This window comes from Pacificitalea manganoxidans, from assembly GCF_002504165.1.
Classification (GTDB): Bacteria; Pseudomonadota; Alphaproteobacteria; order Rhodobacterales; family Rhodobacteraceae; genus Pacificitalea; species Pacificitalea manganoxidans.
In genome coordinates, this window is record NZ_CP021404.1 from 1,529,114 (window position 1) to 1,552,323 (window position 23,210).

Here is a 23,210-nt window from a genome sequence, read left to right on the forward strand (position 1 = left end):
TCACTGCTCCTGAATGGGCCTTATACGCGACGACAGATCCGTTCCGTCGCGAATAATCCACGTCTTGAAGCTTGGGTCGAGTTCGTCACAGGCCGCCAAGAGTAAATCCCGCGATTGGTAGGGCCCGGCGTCGTCGATAGCGGCGCTGACGGTCACACATTGCGCGGCCTCTGCGCCCAGATGAATCTGACCGCTCTCGGGGTCGTAGGAAAACTGCTGGTTCGGATCGCTGTCGTCGCAGGGCACCAGACCAAACGGGTTTTCGGCGTCGTCGCGCGCGGAATATGCCATGCACTTGCCCGCGTAAGTTGCTGATTCGATGCGCCCAATGTCCGGTGCGTAGGAGAACAGCACATCATCGCCGGTCGGCTTGCACGAATGCGCATGAAGTGCGTCGCTTTCGCCGCGGCCTTCGGTATCGATGCACCAGCCGAGCCCTGCAGATTCGTCAAGATTGTCGGCAAGGTGAATGATCGGCCCTTCGGTCTGAATGACCGGGCTTTCCGCCAGCACAGACTGAGGCAGGAGAAGACCTGCGAGCGCGGCGAGTCCGGCGGGGGCGATCCGAGCCTTGGCGGTTGCTGCAAAATTATAGGGGGTCATGGCATTCAACTCCTGAAGTGACATGACCATTTTGCGGCTATCCGCCCGCCCCACGCAATAACGCGCAGGGGGGCGGTAATATTTCTAGCGACATTGGGATGATGGATGGCGGGGGGGAGGGGCTAGCCCGTCTGCGTCTGCCTAGCGTTGCAGCATGCCGGATTATCGGCGGGTCAGTCCACTCGCCGCATCTGCGGGGTGGGGGCGGTCACCCCCGTTCGACGATCACGGCGATCCCTTGGCCGCCGCCGATACACATGGTCGCAAGGCCGTAGCGCCCGCCTATGCGCTCCAGTTCGTAGAGCAGCTTGGTGAGGATGATTGCGCCCGAGGCGCCGACAGGATGGCCAAGTGCTACCGCGCCGCCGTTGGGGTTCACCTTGTTGGTGGGAAGATCGAGGTCAGCACTGACGGCACATGCCTGCGCGGCGAAGGCCTCGTTCGATTCGATCACGTCGAGATCGCTCACCTGCAGACCGGCGCGCTCCAGCGCCTGACGGGAGGCCGGCACGGGGCCCAGTCCCATCACTTCGGGAGCGACGCCGCCCAAGCCATAGGCGACGATCCGGGCCAGCGGGGTGATGCCGCGCGCCGTGGCGGTCTCGGCCTCCATCAACACCAGCGCTGCCGCGCCGTCGTTGATCCCCGAGGCGTTTCCGGCGGTAACCGAGCCGTCCTTGGCGAAGACCGGGCGCAGCTTGGCAAGATCGGCGTCGGTCAGGCCCGGCCGCACATGTTCGTCCGTGTCGAATGTCACCTCCGTGCGGCCTTGGCGAACGGTCATTGGCAGAATCTGGCCCTTGAACCGGCCCTCTGCGATGGCGCGAGCGGCGCGGCGGTGGGATTCGACGGCAAACGCATCCTGCGCGGCGCGGTTGATATTGCCGCGCTTGGCGATGTTCTCGGCGGTGACGCCCATGTGGCCGTTGCCGAACGGATCGGTGAGCGCGCCCAGCATCATGTCGGTCGCCACCACGTCGCCCATCTTCTGGCCCCGACGCGACTGGGTCAGCAGGTGACCGGCGCGGCTCATGCTTTCGGCGCCGCCAGCCAGCGCGATGTCGCAATTGCCCAGCAGGATCTGCTCGGCGGCGCTGACAACGGCCTGTAGCCCTGAGCCGCATAGCCGGTTGAGCGTCAGCGCGGGCGCGGTTTCCGGCACACCGGCGCGCATGGCCACGACGCGGGACAGATACATGTCCTCGGGCGCGGTGTGGATGACGTTGCCGAACACGGTTTGCCCGATATCCCCCGCCTCGATCCCCGCGCGGGAGATCGCCTCCCGCGCCACAGCGGCGCCAAGGTCGCAGGGGCTGACGCTGGCCAGCGCGCCACCGGCATCGCCGATCGCGGTGCGGACGCCTGAGGCGATGACTACCGATTTGGTCATGGGATCTTCCTTCTGGTCTCGAATGTCGGAGTGGCCCGCAGGAAGGCGGTGTGCCGCGGCATCCGTGGGTGTGATCTGGTGTTTCCCGGTATCAGGCGGCGCCGCTTTCGGCCTTGTCAGCGGTGGTTTGCGCCGCCGCACCGCAGGCCGCGAGGACGATGCCCTGAACCATCGCGATGTAGCTATCGATGTCGACCTTGCGTCGACGATACTTGGCGCGCTTGACATACCAGTCCTGCAGCAGCGGTTTGGTCAGCGCGGCCATCAGCGGCGGCATATCCGCCGAGAAGCTGCCATCCTGCTGACCCCGGGCGAGAACCTCGGCGAAATAGCCTTCGGTCAGTTCCTCACTGTCGATGGCCAGTTTGCGCTCGGCGGCGGGGAAGTTTTTGGCCTCCATAAAGGAAAAGGTGAACCACGGCAGCATCGCCTCGGTCAGGCGAATATGGGTGTCGATCAGCCATAACAGGTGGTCGCGTGGGGATTGCCGCACCTCGGCTGGCGGCTCGCCCAAGGCGGCCTCGACCGCGCCGGTGACCTCGGAGAGGATCATTTTCAGCAGCGTGTCCTTGCTGTCGAAATACGAATAGAGCCCGCCCATGCTGACCCCCGACGCCCGCGACAGGTCGCGCAGGCTCATGGCCTGAAACCCCTTCTTATTCGACAGATCCAGCGCCGCGTTCAGGATCAGCGCAAGCTTACGCACCGCAAACTCGGGCTTCTGGATCGAGATGCTGTCGCGGTTGTTCTCAAGCACCGACCGGCAGAGGTCTTCGGTCGTGGGCAGATGGGTCCCGGCGGTTGTCATGCTGACATGTCTCCTGCTGAAGGCGAGCGAAATCGCTTGCAGACTGCAATGAAACTCTTGCCAGCACCAGAGGAACCGTGCAACAAATATATCGAGCGCTCGTTCGAAAAATGGAGGCGATCGTGACGGGACTAAATCCGCAATCGGCGGCGCAGGTGGGGTTTGACCTTGCTGGCCGCACCGCTTTGGTAACCGGCGCGTCGTCCGGCTTGGGCGTGCATTTCGCCCGGTGTCTTGCCGGTCATGGGGCGCGGGTGGCCGTGGCTGCCCGGCGTGCCGAAAAGGTCGCGACGCTCGCCGAGGAGATCAACGCCAGCGGTGGTGAGGCCGAGGCTCTGCGTCTTGACGTGACCGATGCGGCGTCGGTGGCCGAGGCTTTCGAGGGGCGTTGCTTCGACATCGTCGTGAACAATGCGGGCATCGCCTTCAACGGTCCCGCGCTGGACACGCCGGAGCAGGACTGGCGGCAGGTGATCGACACCGATCTGACCGGTGTCTTTCTGGTGTCGCAGGCGGCGGCGCGGGCGATGGTCGCCGCGCAGCGGGGCGGCAGCATCATCAACATCGCCTCTATTCTGGGCAAGCGCGTGGCGGGTGGACTGTCGGCCTATGCCGCGGCCAAGGCAGCGGTGGTGCAGCTGACCCGCGCCAACGCGCTGGAATGGGCCCGCCACGACATCCGCGTCAACGCGATCTGCCCCGGCTACATCGAAACCGACATCAACCGCGACTTTTTCGCAACCGAGGCAGGCCAGAAGCTGGTGCGCCGCATCCCCATCCGCCGCTTGGGCCAGATGGAGGATCTATCTGCGCCGCTGCTGCTGCTGGCCTCGGATCACAGCCGGTTCATGACCGGCTCGGAGCTGGTGGTCGACGGCGGCCATCTGGTCACTTCACTTTAAGGAACGCCCCATGGATTTCGCGATTTCCCCCGAGATTGAGGACTACCGCACCCGTATTGCCCGCTTTGTCGAGGATGAGATCATTCCTCACGAGGCCGACCGCAGCGCCTATGACGCCCATGGAAACATCGATGAGACGCTGCTGGGAACGCTGCGCGATAAGGCCAAGGCGGCGGGTCTGTGGTGTTTGCAGCTCAAGCCCGAGACTGGCGGCAAGGGGCTGGGCAAGGTCGGGATGGCGGTCTGCTACGAGGAAATGAACCGCTCGATTTTCGGGCCGGTGGTTTTTAACTCCGCCGCCCCGGACGACGGCAATATGATGGTGCTGGAACAGGCCGCGACCGATGCGCAGAAGGCGCGCTGGCTTGCGCCCATCGTCGACGGGCGTGTGCGCTCGGCTTTCGCGATGACCGAGCCGGGTCCGGGCTCGGGCTCCGATCCGTCGATGATGCTGACCAAGGCCGAGCGGAAGGGCGATAAATACGTCATCACCGGGCGCAAATGGTTCATCACCGGTGCGGAGTCGGCGCAGCATTTCATCCTGATGGCGCGCACCTCCGACGATCCGCGACGGGGGCTTACGGCCTTCCTTTTCGACCGGGACCAGCCCGGCTGGCACATCGACCGGCGCATCCCGATCATGGGTCCCGAAGAGCATGGCGGCCATTGCGAGCTGGTTTTCGACGGGCTGGAGGTCGATGCCGACAACGTGCTGCTGGGCGAGGGGCTGGGCCTTAAGGTCACGCAGATGCGTCTGGGTCCGGCGCGGCTGACCCATTGCATGCGCTGGCTGGGCCTGTCCAAACGCTCGGTCGAGATTGCGCAGGACTACGCCGCGCATCGCTATGCCTTTGGCGAGCGCCTGATCGAGCGCGAGAGCATCCGCCAGATGCTGGGCGATCTGGCCATGAAGATCGAGATCGGGCGGCTTCTGGTGATGAAGGCAGCGTGGGCGCTCGATCAGGGAAGCTATGCGCGCAAGGAGGTCTCGATGGCCAAGGTGCACGTCGCTAACCTGCTGCATCAGGCCGCTGATACCGGCATCCAGATCAACGGCGCCCGCGGCTATTCCACCGACACCCCGCTTGAATGGATCTACCGATATGCCCGGCAGGCGCGCTTGGTCGATGGCGCGGACGAGGTCCACAAAATGGTCTTGGAGCGGTTCCTGAGCAAGGAGCACCGGGACTTCTGGAACTGGGAGGTCGCCAGCAGCTGATTTCGGCAATTCAGTAAAACATCAAGGCATGAGGAGGTGCCGAACATGTTCGAAGACCTGCATCTTGCGGCTCGTGCCGCGAATTTCCGGCCCCTGACGCCGCTCGATCTGTTGGACCGCACCATCGAGGTGCATGGCCAACGTCCCGCCGTGGCGTGGCACGATCATATCTGGACCTATGCCGAATTCGGCGCGCTGGTGGCGCGCATGGCCGACTGGCTGCGCGCGCAGGGCGTGGGGCGCGGTGACGTGGTGTCGGTCATGCTGACCAATCGCCCCGAAATGCTGGCCGCGCATTTCGCGGTCCCGGCGCTGGGCGCGGTGCTCAATACGTTGAACACGCGGCTCTCGGCGGAGGAGATCGCCTATATCCTCGATCATGCCGGCAGCACACTTGTGCTGTGCGAGACCCGGACCGCCGGGGCGCTTGCGGAGGCGCGTGTGCCGGTCACCCGGCTCTGCGACGCGCCGGGGCAACCAGCGGCAGAGGAGGGCGGCCTCGATCTGTTCCACGGGCCGGTGCCGGTGTTCGACTGGGCGGACAATGTCCTGTCCGAAACCCAAGCCATTTCGCTCAACTACACATCGGGCACGACAGGCCGCCCCAAGGGGGTGATCTGCACCCATCGCGGCGCCTATCTGAACGCGATCGGCAATGTCCTGTCGCTGGGATACACCACGGCGACCAGCTACCTTTGGACGCTGCCGATGTTTCATTGCAACGGCTGGTGTCACACATGGGGCGTCACCGCAGCCGGTGGTCTGCATGTCTGTTTGGAGCAGGTCGAGCCAGCGCCGATCCTTAGTCTGATTGACCGACATCGTGTCACTCACATGTGCTGTGCGCCGGTGGTTTTATACATGATCCTCGATCATGGTGGCAGCGGGCCTGCGCACCGGGTCAAGGTGACGACCGGCGGCGCCGCCCCGACGCCCACCCTGCTGGCAGGGATGGAGGAGCGCGGCTTTGACCTCGTGCATGGCTACGGTCTGACCGAAAGCTACGGCCCCGCCACGTTCAACGACCCCGGAGAAGACGCGCCCGGCACCGTCGAGGCCCGCGCGGCGCTGCTGGCGCGACAGGGCTACCGGCACACCACGACCGGCGGCATCGCCGTTGTCGACGAGGCGGGCAACGAAGTGCCCCGCGACGGCGTGACGGAGGGCGAGATCGTCCTGCGCGGCAACACGGTGATGGCTGGGTATTTCCGCGACGCCGAGGCGACCGAGGCCAGTTTCGCAGGCGGTCATCTGCACACCGGCGATCTGGCCGTGCGCCACCCCGACGGCCAGATAGAGATCCGCGACCGGGCCAAGGATGTGGTCATCTCGGGCGGCGAGAACATCTCGAGCATCGAGGTTGAGACCGTGCTGCACAAACATCCCGACGTGCTGCTGGCCGCCGTGGTCGCCGTGCCGCATGACAAATGGGGCGAGACGCCTTGGGCCTTTGTGGAGCCGCGCAAGGGCGCCAGCCTGACCGAGGCCGATTTGGAGGTGTTCTGCCGCGGGTATCTGTCCGGCTTCAAACGGCCCCGTCGCTTCGTCTTCGGTGAACTGCCGAAAACAGCCACGGGCAAGATCCAGAAATTCCTGTTGCGGGAAACCGCCAAGAAAATGGTGACCTGATGAGCAGCCTTGATACTGCGGCGTTGCGCGACTGGCTGAGCCGCCAGTTTCCCGACGATGGCGGCGCGGACGCCGAATTGACGTGCGAGCCGATCAGCGGCGGGCAGTCCAACCCCACCTATTTCGTGACTTGGGGTCCGCGGCGGCTGGTGCTTCGGCGCAAGCCTGCGGGGGCGATCCTGCCCGGCGCTCACGCCATCGAGCGGGAGTTTCGGGTGCTCCGCGCGCTGGAAGACACGAACGTCCCCGTGCCCCGCGCGCTGATGCTGGAGGAGGATGCCTGGGTTCTGGGCACGCCCTTCTATGTGATGGAGCGGCTCGACGGGCGTGTCTTTTCGGACTGCGCGTTGCCCGGTCTGAGCGCTGAGGACCGGCGGGCGATGTATCTGTCCATGGCCGAAACGCTGGCCCGGCTTCATGCGGTGCGTCCCGACGCGGTGGGGCTGAGCGATTATGGCCGGCCCGGCGGCTATTTCGAGCGGCAGCTAAAACGGTGGAGCGCGCAATATGCCGACTCGCCCGGTCCGCGCATTCCTGCGCTCGACCAGATGGTGGATTGGCTGCCCGCCAACATGCCCGCCGATGACGGTGCGGTGTCCATTGCGCATGGGGATTTCCGGCTGGGCAACATGATGTTCCACCCCACCGAGCCGCGGGTCATTGCGGTGCTCGACTGGGAACTGTCGACGCTGGGCCATCCGCTGGCGGATCTAGGCTTCTGCGTGATGCCTTGGCAGACCGCGCCCGACGAATATGGCGGCATTCTGGGGCTCGACAGGGCGGCGCTGGGCATTCCCACGCGCGCCGAATTCGTGGCGCATTACCACGCCCATGCGCGCCCGACGGCGGACCTGACCCGCTTTCATCTGGCCTTCGCGCTTTTCCGTTTTGCCGTGATTTTCGTAGGCATCGCTGATCGTGCGGGCGCGGGCAACGCCGCCTCGGACGAGGCGGCAGAATTGGGCCCGCTGGCCGAGCGCTTCGCCATCCGCGCCGTTGAGGCCGCCGGTCTCGATCCGACACATGAGGCAGATCCGAGCCGATAGGCCAAGACCCGAAAGGTCGTGACATGAAACTGCTCAGACGTATCGAATACATCAATGTGCTGATCGGCAAGGCGGTGTCCTTCCTGATTTGGATCGGCATCGTCGTTCTGTGCTGGGAGGTGGTCGCCCGGTATGTCTTTGGCGCGCCTACGATCTGGGCGCATGGCTACACCCAGCGCATCTTTGGCGCCTATTTCGTGATGGTGGGCGCCTATACGCTGATCCGCCGCAACCATGTCCGTGTGGACCTGCTGCTGGGCACCGCGTCGCCACGGTTCAACGCCTTTCTCGATCTGGTCAACTGCGCCTTCCTCATCGTCTGGGGCGTCGTTCTGGTCTGGGAAGGCTTCTGGCTGTTCGAGGACGCTTGGCGCTTCAACGAACTGGACGACAGCGTGCTGCGCCACCCCATGTGGCCGATCAAGCTTTCGCTGTTTCTGGGCGCGCTGCTCATTACCGTCCAGGGGGTGATCGAGGCGGTCCGCTCGCTGGTGCTGATCGTCAATCCCGACGCCGATATTGGTCCCGCCGACGCACAGGGGAGCGAAATTCTATGAGCGCTGAAATCCTCACCATTGGCATGTTCGGAATGGTGCTTGTCGCCATCCTGTCCGGCGTATCGCTGGCCTTTGCGATGGGCGGCACCGCCGTGATCTTTGGCCTGCTGACCTTTGGCAGCTACGGCATGTATTCCATTGTCACGACGATGTTCGGCTCCATGTGGTCGATCCTGCTATCGGCGATCCCGTTGTTTGTTTTCATCGGGGTGGCGCTGGCACGCTCAAAGATCGCGCATGACCTATACCATGCCTTTTATCTCTGGTCGGGCCGCACCAATGGCGGTCTGCTGCTGGGCACCGCAGGGTTCGCCGCGACGCTTTCTGCGATGACCGGTAGCTGCGCGGCCTCGACCATGACGACCGGCCTTGTCGGCATCCCGGCAATGGACAAGCGCGGCTACGACCGGTCCTTTGTTCTGGGCACCATCGGCGCCTCCGGGACGCTGGGCATCCTTATCCCGCCATCGATCACGCTGATCATCATCGGCATGCAGACCGGCCAGTCTGTCGGGCGGCTGTTCTTGGGCGGTCTGGTTTCGGGGTTGCTGCTGCTGGGCATGTTCCTCGCCTATGTCGCGCTCCGCAGCTACATGCGGCCCGAACTGGCCCCCGGCGCCGCGGAGGTAGCGCCGCTGCGCGAGCGGGTGCGCGCCCTGCGGTCGGTCTTTTTGCCGCTCGTCATCATCCTGTCGGTGTTGATCTCGATCTTTGCCGGCATCGCCACCCCGACCGAGGCCGCCGCCGTCGGTGCCGCCGCCGTGGTCATTTCGGTCGCGATCCGGCGGGAACTGAACTGGACCTACATCAAAACCGTCAGCTACGAGACCGCCGCGATGACCGGGATGGTGATCTGGATCGTCTTTGGCGCCAGCGCCTTCATCGCCGTCTACGGCGGGGCAGGGGGCACAACCTTCATGCAGAACTTCCTGCGCGACCTCGACGTGTCGCCGCTGATGATGATCGTGATCCTGCAGGCCGTGACCCTGGTGCTGGGCATGTTTCTCGACCCGATCGGGATCATCCTGCTGATGCTGCCGATCTTCTTTCCCATCGTGGTCGAACTTGGCTTCGATCCGATCTGGTTCTGCATCCTGTTCCAGTTGAACCTGTGCATCGGATACATCTCGCCGCCGTTCGGCTATAACCTGTTCTACCTGAAGATCCTGAGCCCGGAGACGCCGATCAGCGCGATCTACCGCGCGATCACCCCCTTCTTCCTGCTCATGCTTTTGACCGGGGCGCTGATCTTCGTGTTCCCGCAAATCATCACCAGTTTCACCGATCTTCCGAAGCGGCTCTGACCCGTTTCGGCAGCCGCCGCCCCGCAGGAGGAGTTATGCGGAGCGGTCCCTTAACGTTAGTGGAGGACCTAACATGACGTTGAACAAGCAGTCGCTTTCCCGGCGAAACCTTCTGACCGCAGGTGCGGCAGCGGGTGTCGGCTCGGTTCTGGCCGCGCCCGCGGCCATCGCCCAAGGCAAGACCACCTGGCGGATGCAGACCCACTGGCCTACGGGCAACTGGTATTACGAGGACGTTTTCGTCAACTTCGCCAACCGCGTGACCGAGGCCACCGGCGGCGAGCTGACCATCGAACCCGTCCAGAACGACGGCATCGTGCCCACCGGCGAAGTGCTGAACGCGGTCCGCCGCGGGCTGCTGGAAAGCGCGTTCATCTACCCGTCCTACTGGATGGGGCGGATCCCCGTCGCGGGCCATCTCAACGGCAATATCGGCACCTTCGGCAGCCACGAAGAAATGCACATGTTCATGTATGAGATGGGCGCGCTGGATATCATCCGCGAGGCCTATGCCGAACAGGGTGTCTATCAGGCAGGCCCCGTGTCCTATGCCGGTCTGGCGCTCTATTCCAACCGCCCGCTGGTGACCAAGGAAGACTTCGCTGGTTGGCGTGTGCGCTCCACCGGCACCGCCGCGATGGTGTTCGAGAAGATGGGCGCCTCGCCAGTGTCGATCCCGGGCGGCGAGCTTTATCAGGCGCTGCAAACCGGCGTTGTCGAAGGGGCGCATTGGGGCTCGATCTCGACCGGTTGGGGCATGAACTTCCAGGAAGTGACCAAGTATATCGTTCAGCCCGATCTTGTGAGCCAGCTAAATGGCGAGGTCATGGTCGGCATGGAGCCGTGGAACGCGATTGGCGACGATCTGAAGGCGACCTTCAACGAGGTCGTCCGGGCCACCAGCGCCGATGCCAGCGCGCATTTCCTGCATCAGGATCTCGTGCGTAAGGACGAGTTCGTCAATGAGCTTGGCGGCGAGATCACCAATCTCGACCCCGCCGTGGTCGAGGAGCTTCGCGTCAAGTCGATGGAAGTGGTCGACGAGTTCGCCGAGCGTGACCCCGACTATTCGGGCCGCGTGGCCGAGTTGCTGCACGAATTCATGCGTCTGACCGGCAAGGCCTGACCCCACAGGGCGGGGGCCCATTGCGGGCCCCTTAGCCACCTCTCCATCATGTCGCTCATCAGGCGATGCGCAAAGCCGCGTTTTGATACCGGCGCCCGGGCACATGCCCCACATGCCGAGGCTGACCAATGCACCTTCCCAAAACCATGCGTGTAGTCGAAATTTCGCAATACGGTGGGCCCGAGGTGCTGCAATCCGCCACCCGGCCCGTGCCGCAGCCCGGTCCGGGGCAGATCCTGATCCGGCTCAGCCATGCCGGTGTGAACCGTCCCGACGCGTTGCAGCGCGCGGGCAATTACGCCCCGCCCCCCGGTGCCTCGCCGATCCCCGGCCTAGAAGGCGCGGGCCATGTCGCCGCTCTGGGCGAGGGCGTAACCCGTTGGCAGGTGGGCGATGCGGTGACCGGGTTGCTGCCCGGTGGCGGTTACGCGGACTATGCCGTGACCCATGCCGACCACGCCCTGCCGGTGCCCAAGGGCCTGTCGATGGCGCAGGCCGCGGCGCTGTGCGAGACCTACTACACGGTTTGGACCAACGTATTCATGCGCGGGGGCCTAAAGGCGGGGGAGCGTTTTCTTGTCCACGGTGGCTCGTCGGGGATCGGCACGACCGCGATCCAGCTTGCCGCGTTGCGCGGCGCACAGGTGTTCGCCACCGCCGGATCGCCTGTGAAATGCGAAACTTGCAAGGCGCTGGGCGCGGAGCGGGCGATCAACTACCGTGATACCGATTATGTCGAGGTCATGAAGGCCGAGGGCGGTGCGCATCTCATCCTCGACATGGTGGGCGGCCCCTATATGGCGCGCAACTTGGATGCTTTGGCAGATGACGGGCGTCTTGTGCAAATCGCTTTCCTGCAGGGCGCCGAGATGCAGCTCAACATGACCCAGCTCATGACCCGGCGGCTGACCATCACCGGCTCCACCCTGCGACCCCAAAGCGATGCAGCGAAGGCCAGGATCGCCGAGGCGCTGCTGACTGAGGCTTGGCCACATCTGGAGGCGGGTCGCATCGCGCCGGTAATGGACTCGGTCTATCCTCTGGACAAGGCCGCCGAAGCCCACGCGCGGCTGGAGACGTCCGAGCATATCGGCAAGATCGTGTTACAGGTGGCGTAGCAACATCCTCGGAGGCGCCATCTGAGGGCCGTCTGCGCCGTTCGCGACGCAGAGGTATCATACGACCGCGTTTGCAGATTTCGCCTCGCTCAATATACCTTCTGTGCTATCAAAGATTGGTGACAACGCCAAGTGGATAGCAAATTATGCATGAATTACTTGCGGCGGCTAAGAAGGTCAGGCTGCGTCAGCTTCGGTGTTTCGTGGCGGTGGCCCGAAAGAAAAGTTTCGTGCTAGCCGCCGAGGATCTCGGCCTAACGCAGCCCGCAGTCAGTCGCAGTGTGCGCGAACTTGAACAGGTGCTGGGGCATGATCTGTTTGATCGGTCCACCAGAGGCGCGGAACTGACACCACGCGGTCGGACGTTTCTGGAAGCGACGGAATCCGGACTGCTGCGGATATTTCAGGGCGTGCGCTCCGTCACCGGAGAGGTTCTGTCGGACGAAATCGTTCGGATTGGGGCGTTGCCGAACGTGTGCTCGCAATTCCTTCCGGCCATCGTGCAGGTCTTCAAAAGCGAATATCCCAGCGTCAGGGTGCGGGTAAGCCCAGGCACAAACGCAGGCCTGTTGGACAGCCTCAGACGCGGAGAGACCGACTTCGTGATTGGGCGGTTATCCTCCAGCGAAGATATGCGTGGGCTGGTCTTCAGGGCGCTTTTTGATGAGCCGCTGGTTTTTGTTGTTCGCGGGGGGCATCCGCTCTCCGGCGGGCAAGCGACGCTGGAGGAGGCGCTGACCTTTCCAACCCTGCTGCCGCCCGAAGGCACGATCATCCGGCAAGAATTGTCGCGGTATCTATCGGGGCAGGGCGTGTCGGAACTGCCCGACGTGGTTGAAACCACATCGTCAGATTTCCAGCGGTCCTACGTCGCCCGCACGGACTGCGTCGCCGTCATGCCGCGCGGCGTCGTTCAAGCCGAGTTGGAGAGCGGCGCGTTCGTTCATCTCGACATAGCAAAAGACGCGATGCGGGGACCGGTGGGTTTGACGACAAATCCCGAACTGCGCCTTGGATCGGGCGCCGGAAAGCTTGTGGAGACGATCCTGAATACGCCCTTAATGCCGAAAATGGTATCTTAGATCGCGTTTTATGAATTTTACGTCGCGAATTCGATATGACATGTGTCGTGGTGATACGCAGTGTATGGGAGGATTCACACGTGCATCTCGTTAAAGGACTTCTTGTGGCGGCAACCTTGGCCGCAGGCGCAACCGTCGCGCAGGCGCAATCGCTCAGCCTCGAAGGTGGGGGCGCGGCTTCGCTCACCGGTATCGTGCCGCAGACCTATGCCCAGTTTGCCGCCGAGGAGGGCATCTCGTTGCAGGTGGTGCTTGGCCAGACGCTGACCCGGTCGGCGCTGAAACTGGCAGCGGGACGGATCGATATGGCTGTTGTGCCGCCGCCAGCATTCGGGGCGATGTCGCGCGGCGTCGGCCCCTATGCCGATCAGGGGGACCAAGCCAAGGCAATGGCCGAAAACGTACGGGCCCTTTTCGGGTTTCCGGGCGGAACCCTGCACGCCATCACCTGGGCCGACAGCGGCGTAGAGGACTGGGGCGATCTTGCAGGCAAGCGGGTTTATATCGGCCCACCGGCCGGTGCAGCCAGCGGCCAGATCCAAGGGATGATCACCGCGGCCTCTGGTGGCCTTGCGGCCGGTAACGACTACGAGGGCGTCCGTGCGCCATGGGGGGCCGCGCAGCAGTCGTTTCAGGATGGCCAGTTCGATGTCTATGTCGCCTTGGCGGCTGTCGGCAGCCAGGCGCTGAACGAACTTAGCCTGCAACGCGAGATCCGCATTCTTGGCGTTCCGGACGAGGTGCTGTCCACCGACGCCTGGACCGAGGCCCTCACCAAGGGTGCTTTGGTCAAAACCCAGATCCCCGCCGGAACCTATTCGGGGAACGTCACGGGCGATACCGACCTGACCACCGCCGCAACCTCGATGATGATGGCGGTGCACAAGGACATGGACGACGACACCGCCTATGCGCTGACCAAGGCATATTGGGAAAATCTGGAATCGATGATGAACGCCAATGCGCTGATGCGGACGATCGATATCGACAATCGCTTTGGCGGCACCAATGCGCCCCTGCATCCGGGTGCTGTGCGCTACTATGAGGAAGCCGGCATCGAGATTCCTGCCAATCTGATGCCCTGATCCCTTCGGTCCAGCTGCGCCACGCGTCGCGGCTGGACACTCCAAGCCCCCAAAGCCCCCAAAGCCCCCCTGAGCCGATCTCGTCGAGGAGACCGCCATGACCCCCCATTCGAGCGGTGCAAAGCGCACCGCCGGGTATTCCGTCTATGCCATCGGGCTGATCATCGCCCTTTCCGGCCTTGCCAACGTGATGCCCACCTACAATGTGCTGCCCCGCATCGGGCCGTTTCCGGTGGAATGGTTCCGGCCGCTGTTTTACTGGCTGTCGATCCTGGTCTTTCTGGCCGCAGATGCCGAGCGGCGCGCCGGTCGGGGACGGTTGTCGCCGCTTCACTTGGGGGCCTACGCCGTGGCCGCCGTGGTGGTCAGCTATGTCTGCTACGACTACTATCGGATCGGTCAGATCATCGCCAACTCGGTGATCTTCTTCGGCCCGCGCGAGATGTATGTGGCGCTGGCCGCTGCCGCGCTGTCGCTCTGGGCCTGTTGGATCCTGTGGGGCGCACCGATTGCTGTGCTTGGCGGTCTTGCGCTGCTGTATCTCGCCACGGGGCAATACTGGCCCGGACCGCTTCGGACGGCGCCATCGGACATCTATGATACGATCTCGGCCAATATCTGGTACGACAGCGACCAAGGCATTCTTGGCTCGATCATGGGCGTGGTGCTGACCACGGTGCTGCCCTTTATCATCCTCGGCGCCATTCTGGAGGGGTGCGGCGCGGGTGGGTCGATGATCCGCATCTCGTTCCATCTGATGAAGAAATTCAAAGGCGGCCCGGCCTATGCCGCGATCCTCGCCTCGGCGCTCTTTGGCACTGTGTCCGGCTCTGCCGTCGCCAACGTGGTTGGCACAGGGGTCGTCACCATTCCGATGATCCGCAAGCGCGGGTTCAACGCCAATTTCGCCGGTGCGGTGGAGGCCACGGCCTCGACCGGCGGGCAGATCCTGCCGCCGATCATGGGCGCGGCGGCGTTGGTGATGGCCGATATCGTCGGCGTCAGCTATCTGACTGTGGTGCTGGCTGTGATCATTCCGGCTGTCGCCTATTACCTGTCGCTGTTCCTTGCGGTTTATTTCGAGGCGCAGAAGCTCGACATCCAAGTTGGCGACGACGATGTGAGCGTGCCCCCACCGGCCTTGCAGGACTGGGTCAACCTCGTGCTGGTCTTTGGCCCGATCTTTGTCATTGTCTGGTTGCTGGTTAGCGGGCTGTCCGCCGCCGGTGCGTCCATCGCGGCGATCCTGCTTTTGGTGCCGCTCAGCTTCATCAACCCTCAGGTGCGCCGCAAGCCGCAGATGCTGATCGCCGCGCTTGCCGAGGGCGGCAAGACCATCGGGCAACTGGCCGTGGCCATTGCCATCGTGGGCATCGTCGTCTCGACCCTGTCGGCCACCGGCGTGCCCACCAGTTTCGCGGTGCTGCTCTCCACCGCGTCGGGCAACTCGTTGCTGATCGCGCTGCTGATCGCTGCGGCGGGCTGCATCATCCTTGGCATGGGCATGCCGACGCTGCCCGCCTATATCGCCATCATTTCGGTCATGGGCCCGACATTGCAGGGCTTCGGCATGGACCTGCTGGCGGCGCATATGTTCGTGTTTTTCTTCGGCGTCGCCGCCGGTATCACGCCCCCCGTCGCACTGACCGCTTTTGCTGCGGCGAGCGTCTCCGGTGGCCGTCCCATTGCGACCGCGGTGGCCTCCACCCGGATCGGCGCGATGATGTTCCTGATCCCCTTCGCCTGGGCCTTTGACGATGCACTTCTGCTGGGCATCGGCGAAACCGATCTGGCGGTGGTGATCCCGGCGATCTTCTTCCTGCTGGTGGCGCTCTATTTCTGCACCAGCGCGCTGATCGGGTTCGACCGGGGCAAACTGAGCCTGTGGGAGCGTCTGGCGCGGCTTGGTGTGACCATTGCGCTGCTGACCCCCATGATCTTCGCAGAACTCGGCGGCCTCGCCATCGGACTGGCGCTGGTGGCGTATCGCCACACGCTGGCCCCCAAGACCAAGGAGACGGCCGCATGAGCAAGCGCCCCAACTTCATCCTCTTCGTCACCGATCAGCACCGCGCCGACTATTTGGGTTGCTATGGCCATCCGGTCCTGCAGACGCCGAATATCGACGATATTGCTGCGCGCGGGGTGGCCTTCGACAGCTTCTATGTCGCCAGCCCGGTCTGCATGCCCAATCGCGCCAGCCTGATGACCTGTCGCATGCCGTCCAGCCATGGTGTGACGATGAATGGCGTCCCGCTGGACCGAAAGAACGTGACCTTTGTCGAATTGCTGAAGGAAGCGGGCTACAACACTGCCCTGATCGGCAAGAGCCACCTGCAAACCTTTACCGGCGCGCCAGCAACACTGCAGATCCCGCCCACGCGCGACGGATATGTCCGGGCTGGTGGCGGGCTGGCAGAAGCGGTGCGGCACGATCTGGATGACCCGGCCTATAAGGTCGAAGAGCCCAAGTTCTGGTCTGGCCCGCACCCCAAGGTGCCGACGCCGTTCTATGGCTACGATCATGTGGAACTGGTGACAGGCCACGGCGATCATATTGGCGGCGACTACGCCGCTTGGCTGTCGGAGCGCGAACCGGAGGCCGCCAGCCTGATCGGCCCCGAGAACCAGTTGCCGCACGACTACACTTGCCCGCAGGCGGTGCGCACGGCGGTCCCGGCGGAGCTCTACTCGACGAGCTATATCGCGGAGCGCGCCGCGGCGTATATCGAGGCGCATAAGGACGACGAAGCCCCGTTTTTCCTGATGATCAGCTGGCCGGACCCGCACCACCCGTTCAATCCGCCGGGCAAATATTGGGGCATGTATGACCCCGATGACTTCGCGGTGCCGGAGGCATTCCGACGCGACGACTGGACCCCGCCACCCCATGTGGCAGGCGTTCAGAAGGCCCGGCGGGACGGTCGTGCAGACCTGAACGGCATGAATGCTGTCGGCTGCTCGGCCCGCGAGGCGCAGGAGGCGCAGGCGCTGACCTGCGGTATGATCACCATGATCGACGATGCGGTGGGTCAGGTGCAGGCGGCGTTGCAGGCGTCGGGCCGCGCGGATCGGACGGTGGAGATCTTTACTTCCGATCACGGCGATCACCTCGGCGATCACGGCCTTCTGTTCAAGGGCGCCGAGCAATATGAGCAGATCACGCGGGTGCCCTTCCTCTGGGCCGACCCGGACGGTGAGGCAGACGTCCGCACCGGCCGCATCGGCCAAACCCACGACATCGGCACCACCATCCTCGAACGCGCCCGGATCGAGCCCGCGTTCGGAATGCAAGGGCTTGATCTTTTCGGGGCAAAGACCCGCCAAGCGGCCTTCGTGCAATATGCGCACCAAAAAGCGATGGACGAGATCGGCGTGCCGCCAAATATCCACACGATCCGCGATGCCCGCTACCGGCTTTCGGTGCTACAAGATCTGGACTGGGGCGAGCTTTACGATCTCGACACCGACCCCGGCGAGTTTTGTAACCTCTGGGACGCTCCGGAGGTTCAGTCCGACAAGCTCCGCCTGATGGAGGAGCTAATCCGCGCGGAACTGGCGCATGTGAACCGCTCGCCCATGCCGACCGGACGCGCGTGATGGGCTGGCGGTCCGTATCTGAGCGGGCCGCGTAGGCCACCGACCACACGATCTCCTGCAAGCTCCGAAAAAAGGTGGAGATGCTAATCGTGCGTTTAAAGCGCATCGTAGGCCGTTTCCGACTGAGAGGCCCGAGTGGCGCACGTGACCAACTGCCCAATTGAGAATGCACGGGTATTCATAACTCGCCAAACCAGCGGCATTACAATCCTAAATAAATTTTGAAGATCTGGCATTCCGACAAGTTTTGGAGATTGACGTGATCGACGTTTGGCGACGCCGGTGACAATTTGGTTGCGCCTGATGCCAGAGGTCAAAAAGAATCCAGATTACGGGTATCTCAAGTCACCTTTGAGCCTCAAGCAACGAACATTATAGTCTTAACAGCGTCGGAAAGAGCAGCTTTGCGCGGTTATTTTTACGCGCGAGTTTCAGGCGGTCGCTGCAGCGCAAGGATAAGGCTACCGCCATTCTGGATACGGATGCTCAGGGCATCGCATTCGGCAATTTCGTCATTAGGCGGCTTGCAGCATTAATCGTGTCATGGACAACGACGCAAAGCTGAGGGTGGATCAAACTTTGGTGGAAATTCGATTTCAGTTTTCAATGGCAGTCGACACCCTCTGCATAGTGCAGGCGTCCGTTCAAATCGTTAGCAGCCGCCACCTCTGCGCCGTTACCTAGAGATAGGCCCTTAGCGCCCTGAAGTTGGTCTAATCGCTTTTAGGAATGTAATTTGGCTAATTATATTCTCTTTTTTTGCTACCACGGCTTCTCTAGGTTCCGATGGCACCCGCTTTCTATAAAAAACGCCAACTTCAGGGATACGAACATGCTTTACCGCAGCCTCATGCTCGCAACGCTGGCAGCCGCCCCCGCGACAGCCGAAACCTGGGACCTGCCGCTAGCGTGGCCGGCCGAAAACTACATTTCGGTGGCCGCCGGAACCTTTGCCGCGAAGGTCGACGAGGCTACTGATGGTCGCGTCGAGATCACCCTGCACCCGGGCGGTGCGCTCGGCTTTAAGGGCCCCGAGATGCTCGGTGCCGTTCGCGACGGTCTCGTGCCTATCGGCGACATGCTTCTGAATCAGCAGATCGGTGATGAGCCGCTGCTCGGCCTGACTTCGTTGCCTTACTTCATCTCCTCCTTTGAAGAGCTGGCCGAGTTCGAAGCTTATTTCCGCGACCAGCTCTCCGCGATCATGGAAGATAACAATCAAAAGCTGCTCTACACCATCCCCTGGCCGCAGCAGCAGATCTGGACCAAGACCGAGGTTACCGATCTGGCTTCGCTCGAAGGCATAAAGATCCGCTCTTATGACCGGTCCTCGACCGATGTGTTCGACTCGGCTGGCATGACCCCTGTGCAGTTGCCTTGGGGCGAGGTGATCCCATCACTGGCCGCCGGCGCCATCGATGCAGTCGCGACCTCGTCGCCCTCCGCCGTGGACGGCTCGTTCTGGGAATTCCTGGACTACGGATATCCGACCCGCCAGACGTGGAATCTGAATGCCATGACTGTGAACCTCGACAGCTGGAACGAGCTGGACGAGGCCGACCAGAAGGCAATCACCGAAGTTGCCAAAACCCTCCAACCGGACTTCTGGCAGGCCGCGCAGGATGAGGACGCGCGCAACATGGCTATTGTCGAAGAGAACGGAATGACCCTCGCGCCGATTTCGGACGAGCTGCGTGCCGAGATGGCGAAACGTGCCGCGCCGTTGCGAGCCGCTGTGCTCGAAGAGCTCGGGGATGAGGCGACCGCCGTGGTCGAAGGCTTCCAGTCGCGCTGAGGCTCCGGTGCATAAGCGTCGTGGGCCGTCCTCGGCCCGCGGCGTTTCGAACCTAAGGAAAGACCCGCCATGATCAAGGCCATCGACCGTCTGTCCTACGCCCTCGCGCAACTGTCAGGGCTGGCAATCTGCGGCATCGTTGTGATGATCGTTGTTGAGATCTTCCTGCGCAAGTTCGCGGGGATCAGCCTGCATTTCGTCTGGGAATACTCTGTCTTCATCCACATCTCGGCCGTCTTCCTCGGGGCGGGTTGGACGCTACGGACCGGTGGGCATATCCGGGTGACCCTGCTGCGTGCCCTCATCCCGCGCGCCTTCGAATGGATTAGCGGGGTGATCGGCCTTGCCATCGCTCTGTTCCTGACCAGCGCAATGACGCAGTTGGCGCTCGGCTACCTGACCTCGGGCCGCACCGCCGGCACCACGACCGACACCCCGCTCATCATCCCCGCCGCCTTTGTCGTCCTCGGCTGTGTTGTGCTGACACTGCAAATCACGCTGAGGCTTCTTGCCCTGTTGCTCGGCCGCGCACCCGAACTCGACACGACGGGCGAGGACGATCCCGCCCCGATCATGGACTGACCTGCAATGACCGCTTCCGTTCTTGTTCCCTTTGCCATTCTGCTCGCGCTACTCGGATCCGGCGTTTGGGTCGGACTCGGCTTGTCGGGTATCGGCATCCTGAGTCTCGAGATTTTCCGCAATGTGCCGGTTGAGAAGTTGCTCGCACAGTCGATCTGGAATGGCCTTTCCTCACCCGAGTTGTTGGCGCTGCCACTGTTCATCCTGATGGCCGAGCTGCTGTTCCGCACAAAGTTCATCGATGGCGTGTTCAGCGCGCTGGATCCCTGGCTGCGCAACCTGCCGGGCGGGCTGCTGCACACCAACATCTTCGGCTGTGCGCTTTTCGCGCTGATTTCGGGCTCGTCCGCCGCCACTACTTCTTCCATCGGCCGCATCACCGTGCCCGAGTTGCGGGCGCGGGGCTATGAAGAGCGTCTGGTGGTGGGCACGCTTGCGGGGGCCGGGACGCTGGGCTTCCTCATCCCGCCGTCGATTATCATGATCGTCTACGGCGTGCTGTCGCAGACTTCGGTGCTCCAGCTCTTTGCCGCCGGTATCTTGCCGGGGCTTCTGCTGGCGCTGTGCTTCGTCGGCTATGTCATCATCCGTGCCAAGCTCACCCCAAGTGTGGTCGGCGCTGTCGAGCCCATCGAGCGCAGGGCGCTTTGGGCGCTGCGCCTTTCGGGCCTGCCCCGGTTGCTACCCTTTCTCGTGCTGATCCTCGCCGTCCTCGGTTCCATGTATGGCGGCATCGCCAGCCCGACCGAGGCCGCTGCCTTTGCGGTCTTCGCCACTGTGGTCATCATGGCCTTCGAAAAGTCACTCTCGGTTCGAACACTTCGCGATGCCGCCATTGGGACTTCGCGCACGGTGTCGATGCTGGGGCTAATCATTGCCTCGGCCTCGTTCCTGACGATGGCGATGGGCTTTCTCGGGATGCCGCGCGCTGTGTCTGATTTCGTCAACGGGTTGGACCTGTCTCCGCTGATGCTGATCGGACTGTTAATTGTGGTCTACATCGTGCTTGGCAGCTTTCTTGAGGGTATGTCGATCATTGTGATGACCATCCCGATCGTGCTGCCGCTTGTTACTGCGGCGGGCTACGACAGCCTCTGGTTTGGCATTTTTCTGATCCTGATGGTGGAGCTGGCGCAGATCTCACCGCCAGTGGGAATGAACCTCTTCGTGTTGCAGGGGCTGACCCGTAAGCCATTGGGGGAGATCGTCCGCGCCGCGCTGCCCTTCTTCATCATCATGCTGCTCTTCGTGCTTACCATCGCGGTCTTCCCCGGGATCGTCTCGGTCATTCCTGACCTCGTCAAAGCCGGCTGACCGCTTGCTCCGCGCTCCCGGCGCCTCGTGCCCTTGGGCACGGGCCGGGAAAGTCGTGCCACCTGCCGGAGCCGTGTCACCTGAACTCAACCGGGACACCATGCCCGGAGAGACCTGAACTTGGCTCTTTCGACAGACTCGGAGGGCCCCCGACCGCCAGAAACCAAAGAGGTTCTTCCATGCCGATCCCCATTTCCGCCAAGGTGCAGCAGCTGCGACCTTCGCCCAGTATGGCCGCCAAACAGCGCGTGCTGGAGCTCGAAGCGGCTGGTCGGAGCATCCTCGACTTTTGCCTTGGCGAACCCGATTTCGACACGCCCGCCTTCATCATTGACGCCGCCGAACAGGCCATGCGCGCAGGCGACACCCACTACACCGCCGCCCAAGGCAAGCTCTCGCTGCGCGAGGCGGTATCACGCAAGCTCGCCACCGAGAACGGCGTCGATTATGCTCCCGCCGAGATCGTCATCGGCAACGGCGCGAAGCAGCTCATCTTCGAGGTGCTGGCGGCGACGCTTTCCGAGGGCGACGAGGTGATCGTGCCCACGCCCTACTGGGTGAGCTATCCGGACATCGTGACCCTCAACGGCGGTGTTCCGGTTATCACCACCTGCGGCCCCGAGGTGGATTTCAAGCTAACGCCCGAGATCCTTGAGGCAGCCATCACCGAGCGCACCCGTTGGCTCATCGTGAACTCGCCCTCGAACCCCACCGGCGCGGTCTACACCCGGGATGAATGGCTGGGGTTGGTCGCGGTGCTGGACCGTCACCCTCAGGTCGCGCTGATGACCGACGAGATTTACGAGAAAATCTTCTATGACGACCACCGAACCATCACCCCAACCGCTATCGCTCCGGGGCTGAGGGACCGCTGCGTGGTGGTCAACGGCATGTCCAAAGCCTATGCCATGACCGGCTGGCGCGTGGGCTATGCCGCCGGGCCCGTCGAGGTCATCAAAGCAGTGACCAAGCTGCTCAGCCAGTCCACCAGCTGCCCGTGCGCCTTTGCCCAGACTGCCGCGACCGTCGCGCTCGAGACCGAAAACCCTGCCGTTGAGCAGATGCTCGAGGCCTACGCCGAGCGGCGTCAACTCATCGTCGAGGGGCTGAACGCCGCGCCGGGCATCGCTTGCGCGCTGCCCGATGCCGCCTTCTACGTTTTCGCTGATGTCCGCCCTCTGCTCGGCACGGTGACGTCTGACGGCCGCAGCATCGCTACCGACATCGATCTTGTGGATTACCTGCTCGACGAGGCGTCGGTCGCGGTCATGGACGGCACGTCCTACGGCACGCCGGGTTTCTTGCGGCTGTCCTTTGCCGCCTCCAACGAAACCATCCGTGCCGGCGTAGCGGCCATCGCCGCCGCGGTGTCACAGCTGACGGCCACCCAACAGGCTTTCGAAAAGGCAGACTACGCATGACCTCGACATCCTCCTTTGCCGCACAGTCGGCCGACCTTGAACTCATCATGGAATTCAGCAAATGCGCCGTCGCCAATGTAAGCGACAACCTTGATCGCCTGCGCGGCGCGGTCGGTCTGCGGCCGTTTCATGGCTCCGCGCCGATGGTTGGCCGGGCGCTGACGGTCAAGACTGCACCCGGTGACAATGCCTACATCCACCGCGCCCTTGACCTTGTTCAGCCAGGGGACGTCATCGTCGTCGACGGTGCGGGCCATGAGGACCGCGCGCTGATCGGGGGCATCATGATGGCGATTGCCCGCAAGCGCGGCGCGGCCGGCTTTGTGCTCGACGGTGCGATCCGCGATATTAACGAGATCGCTGGCGGCGACTTCCCGGTCTTCGCGCGCAGCGTCATTCACCTCGGCCCCTACAAGAACGGTCCGGGCGCGATCAACGTGCCTGTGACGGTTGGCGGCATGCTGGTCCATCCCGGCGACATCGTCCTAGGCGATGCCGATGGAATTGTTGCGATCCGGCCCGACGAGGCCCCCGCGACCCTTGCCGCAACGCAAGCCCAGGCACGCAAGGAGGCCGAGATCCTCGCCTCGATTGAGGCGGGCACCTACGCCGGGGCCTACGCGAAGTAA

Annotated in this window: 20 protein-coding genes; 17 read left to right on the forward strand and 3 right to left on the reverse strand. The window is 63.2% G+C overall.

What is annotated here, in order from left to right:
* The 3 genes from CBW24_RS06980 to CBW24_RS06990 form a co-directional block, all read right to left on the reverse strand.
* Positions 1-603, reverse strand: a complete 603-nt coding sequence (locus tag CBW24_RS06980) for a ricin-type beta-trefoil lectin domain protein (RefSeq protein WP_157773112.1) — start codon at positions 601-603, stop codon at positions 1-3.
* 208 nt (positions 604-811) lie between these two features.
* On the reverse strand, positions 812-1,993 hold the full coding sequence (gene bktB / locus CBW24_RS06985) for a beta-ketothiolase BktB (protein ID WP_097373107.1): 1,182 nt from the start codon (positions 1,991-1,993) through the stop codon (positions 812-814).
* A gap of 91 nt (positions 1,994-2,084) precedes the next feature.
* Entirely contained in the window at positions 2,085-2,801 is a 717-nt protein-coding gene (locus tag CBW24_RS06990; RefSeq protein ID WP_097373108.1) for a TetR/AcrR family transcriptional regulator, read from the reverse strand.
* Positions 2,802-2,923: 122 nt separating this feature from the next.
* Between CBW24_RS06990 and CBW24_RS06995 the strand changes: the two genes are divergently transcribed.
* From CBW24_RS06995 to CBW24_RS07075, 17 genes are all read left to right on the forward strand, one after another.
* Positions 2,924-3,703, forward strand: coding sequence for an SDR family NAD(P)-dependent oxidoreductase (locus CBW24_RS06995; RefSeq protein WP_232530248.1), 780 nt, complete (start codon positions 2,924-2,926; stop codon positions 3,701-3,703).
* A gap of 10 nt (positions 3,704-3,713) precedes the next feature.
* Positions 3,714-4,922 carry an acyl-CoA dehydrogenase family protein gene (locus CBW24_RS07000; protein ID WP_097373110.1) on the forward strand — a complete coding sequence of 403 codons (1,209 nt, stop codon included), beginning with the start codon at positions 3,714-3,716 and terminating at the stop codon, positions 4,920-4,922.
* A gap of 45 nt (positions 4,923-4,967) precedes the next feature.
* Positions 4,968-6,551, forward strand: a complete 1,584-nt coding sequence (locus CBW24_RS07005) for an AMP-binding protein (RefSeq protein WP_097373111.1) — start codon at positions 4,968-4,970, stop codon at positions 6,549-6,551.
* Positions 6,551-7,597: a phosphotransferase family protein gene (locus CBW24_RS07010; protein ID WP_097373112.1), complete on the forward strand. Its 1,047-nt coding sequence runs from the start codon at positions 6,551-6,553 to the stop codon at positions 7,595-7,597. Before CBW24_RS07005 ends, CBW24_RS07010 begins: the two co-directional genes overlap by 1 nt.
* A gap of 23 nt (positions 7,598-7,620) precedes the next feature.
* On the forward strand, positions 7,621-8,154 hold the full coding sequence (locus tag CBW24_RS07015) for a TRAP transporter small permease subunit (RefSeq protein WP_097373113.1): 534 nt from the start codon (positions 7,621-7,623) through the stop codon (positions 8,152-8,154).
* Positions 8,151-9,458: a TRAP transporter large permease gene (locus CBW24_RS07020; RefSeq protein WP_097373114.1), complete on the forward strand. Its 1,308-nt coding sequence runs from the start codon at positions 8,151-8,153 to the stop codon at positions 9,456-9,458. The genes CBW24_RS07015 and CBW24_RS07020 overlap by 4 nt, the downstream gene beginning before the upstream one ends.
* A gap of 73 nt (positions 9,459-9,531) precedes the next feature.
* The gene (gene dctP / locus CBW24_RS07025; protein ID WP_088664366.1) at positions 9,532-10,584 is read left to right on the forward strand and encodes a TRAP transporter substrate-binding protein DctP; all 1,053 of its coding nucleotides are present in this window, start codon (positions 9,532-9,534) and stop codon (positions 10,582-10,584) included.
* Between the two features lie 128 nt (positions 10,585-10,712).
* Positions 10,713-11,702: an NAD(P)H-quinone oxidoreductase gene (locus CBW24_RS07030; RefSeq protein ID WP_097373115.1), complete on the forward strand. Its 990-nt coding sequence runs from the start codon at positions 10,713-10,715 to the stop codon at positions 11,700-11,702.
* A gap of 146 nt (positions 11,703-11,848) precedes the next feature.
* Positions 11,849-12,784 (forward strand): LysR substrate-binding domain-containing protein, encoded by a 936-nt coding sequence (locus CBW24_RS07035; RefSeq protein ID WP_088664364.1) that lies wholly within the window; start codon positions 11,849-11,851, stop codon positions 12,782-12,784.
* A gap of 104 nt (positions 12,785-12,888) precedes the next feature.
* Positions 12,889-13,869: a TAXI family TRAP transporter solute-binding subunit gene (locus CBW24_RS07040; RefSeq protein WP_232530251.1), complete on the forward strand. Its 981-nt coding sequence runs from the start codon at positions 12,889-12,891 to the stop codon at positions 13,867-13,869.
* 97 nt (positions 13,870-13,966) lie between these two features.
* The gene (locus CBW24_RS07045) at positions 13,967-15,898 is read left to right on the forward strand and encodes a TRAP transporter permease (protein WP_097373117.1); all 1,932 of its coding nucleotides are present in this window, start codon (positions 13,967-13,969) and stop codon (positions 15,896-15,898) included.
* On the forward strand, positions 15,895-17,469 hold the full coding sequence (locus CBW24_RS07050; protein WP_097373118.1) for a sulfatase family protein: 1,575 nt from the start codon (positions 15,895-15,897) through the stop codon (positions 17,467-17,469). The genes CBW24_RS07045 and CBW24_RS07050 overlap by 4 nt, the downstream gene beginning before the upstream one ends.
* 832 nt (positions 17,470-18,301) lie before the next feature.
* Positions 18,302-19,264 (forward strand): TRAP transporter substrate-binding protein, encoded by a 963-nt coding sequence (locus CBW24_RS07055; protein WP_097373119.1) that lies wholly within the window; start codon positions 18,302-18,304, stop codon positions 19,262-19,264.
* A 69-nt stretch (positions 19,265-19,333) separates the two neighbouring features.
* Positions 19,334-19,846: a TRAP transporter small permease subunit gene (locus tag CBW24_RS07060; protein ID WP_097373120.1), complete on the forward strand. Its 513-nt coding sequence runs from the start codon at positions 19,334-19,336 to the stop codon at positions 19,844-19,846.
* A gap of 6 nt (positions 19,847-19,852) precedes the next feature.
* A complete protein-coding gene (locus CBW24_RS07065) occupies positions 19,853-21,160 on the forward strand; it encodes a TRAP transporter large permease (RefSeq protein ID WP_088664358.1) in 1,308 nt (435 codons plus the stop codon).
* 179 nt (positions 21,161-21,339) lie between these two features.
* Positions 21,340-22,581, forward strand: coding sequence for a pyridoxal phosphate-dependent aminotransferase (locus CBW24_RS07070; protein WP_097373121.1), 1,242 nt, complete (start codon positions 21,340-21,342; stop codon positions 22,579-22,581).
* Positions 22,578-23,210 (forward strand): RraA family protein, encoded by a 633-nt coding sequence (locus CBW24_RS07075; protein WP_097373122.1) that lies wholly within the window; start codon positions 22,578-22,580, stop codon positions 23,208-23,210. The genes CBW24_RS07070 and CBW24_RS07075 overlap by 4 nt, the downstream gene beginning before the upstream one ends.

Bases quoted from the DNA above. Each gene is read 5' to 3' on its own strand.
- CBW24_RS06980 (WP_157773112.1), bottom strand. From the start codon at position 603: ATGACCCCCTATAATTTTGCAGCAACCGCCAAGGCTCGGATCGCCCCC.
- bktB (WP_097373107.1), bottom strand. From the start codon at position 1,993: ATGACCAAATCGGTAGTCATCGCCTCAGGCGTCCGCACCGCGATCGGC.
- CBW24_RS06990 (WP_097373108.1), bottom strand. From the start codon at position 2,801: ATGACAACCGCCGGGACCCATCTGCCCACGACCGAAGACCTCTGCCGG.
- CBW24_RS07000 (WP_097373110.1), top strand. From the start codon at position 3,714: ATGGATTTCGCGATTTCCCCCGAGATTGAGGACTACCGCACCCGTATT.
- CBW24_RS07005 (WP_097373111.1), top strand. From the start codon at position 4,968: ATGTTCGAAGACCTGCATCTTGCGGCTCGTGCCGCGAATTTCCGGCCC.
- CBW24_RS07010 (WP_097373112.1), top strand. From the start codon at position 6,551: ATGAGCAGCCTTGATACTGCGGCGTTGCGCGACTGGCTGAGCCGCCAG.
- CBW24_RS07015 (WP_097373113.1), top strand. From the start codon at position 7,621: ATGAAACTGCTCAGACGTATCGAATACATCAATGTGCTGATCGGCAAG.
- CBW24_RS07020 (WP_097373114.1), top strand. From the start codon at position 8,151: ATGAGCGCTGAAATCCTCACCATTGGCATGTTCGGAATGGTGCTTGTC.
- dctP (WP_088664366.1), top strand. From the start codon at position 9,532: ATGACGTTGAACAAGCAGTCGCTTTCCCGGCGAAACCTTCTGACCGCA.
- CBW24_RS07030 (WP_097373115.1), top strand. From the start codon at position 10,713: ATGCACCTTCCCAAAACCATGCGTGTAGTCGAAATTTCGCAATACGGT.
- CBW24_RS07035 (WP_088664364.1), top strand. From the start codon at position 11,849: ATGCATGAATTACTTGCGGCGGCTAAGAAGGTCAGGCTGCGTCAGCTT.
- CBW24_RS07045 (WP_097373117.1), top strand. From the start codon at position 13,967: ATGACCCCCCATTCGAGCGGTGCAAAGCGCACCGCCGGGTATTCCGTC.
- CBW24_RS07050 (WP_097373118.1), top strand. From the start codon at position 15,895: ATGAGCAAGCGCCCCAACTTCATCCTCTTCGTCACCGATCAGCACCGC.
- CBW24_RS07055 (WP_097373119.1), top strand. From the start codon at position 18,302: ATGCTTTACCGCAGCCTCATGCTCGCAACGCTGGCAGCCGCCCCCGCG.
- CBW24_RS07060 (WP_097373120.1), top strand. From the start codon at position 19,334: ATGATCAAGGCCATCGACCGTCTGTCCTACGCCCTCGCGCAACTGTCA.
- CBW24_RS07065 (WP_088664358.1), top strand. From the start codon at position 19,853: ATGACCGCTTCCGTTCTTGTTCCCTTTGCCATTCTGCTCGCGCTACTC.
- CBW24_RS07070 (WP_097373121.1), top strand. From the start codon at position 21,340: ATGCCGATCCCCATTTCCGCCAAGGTGCAGCAGCTGCGACCTTCGCCC.
- CBW24_RS07075 (WP_097373122.1), top strand. From the start codon at position 22,578: ATGACCTCGACATCCTCCTTTGCCGCACAGTCGGCCGACCTTGAACTC.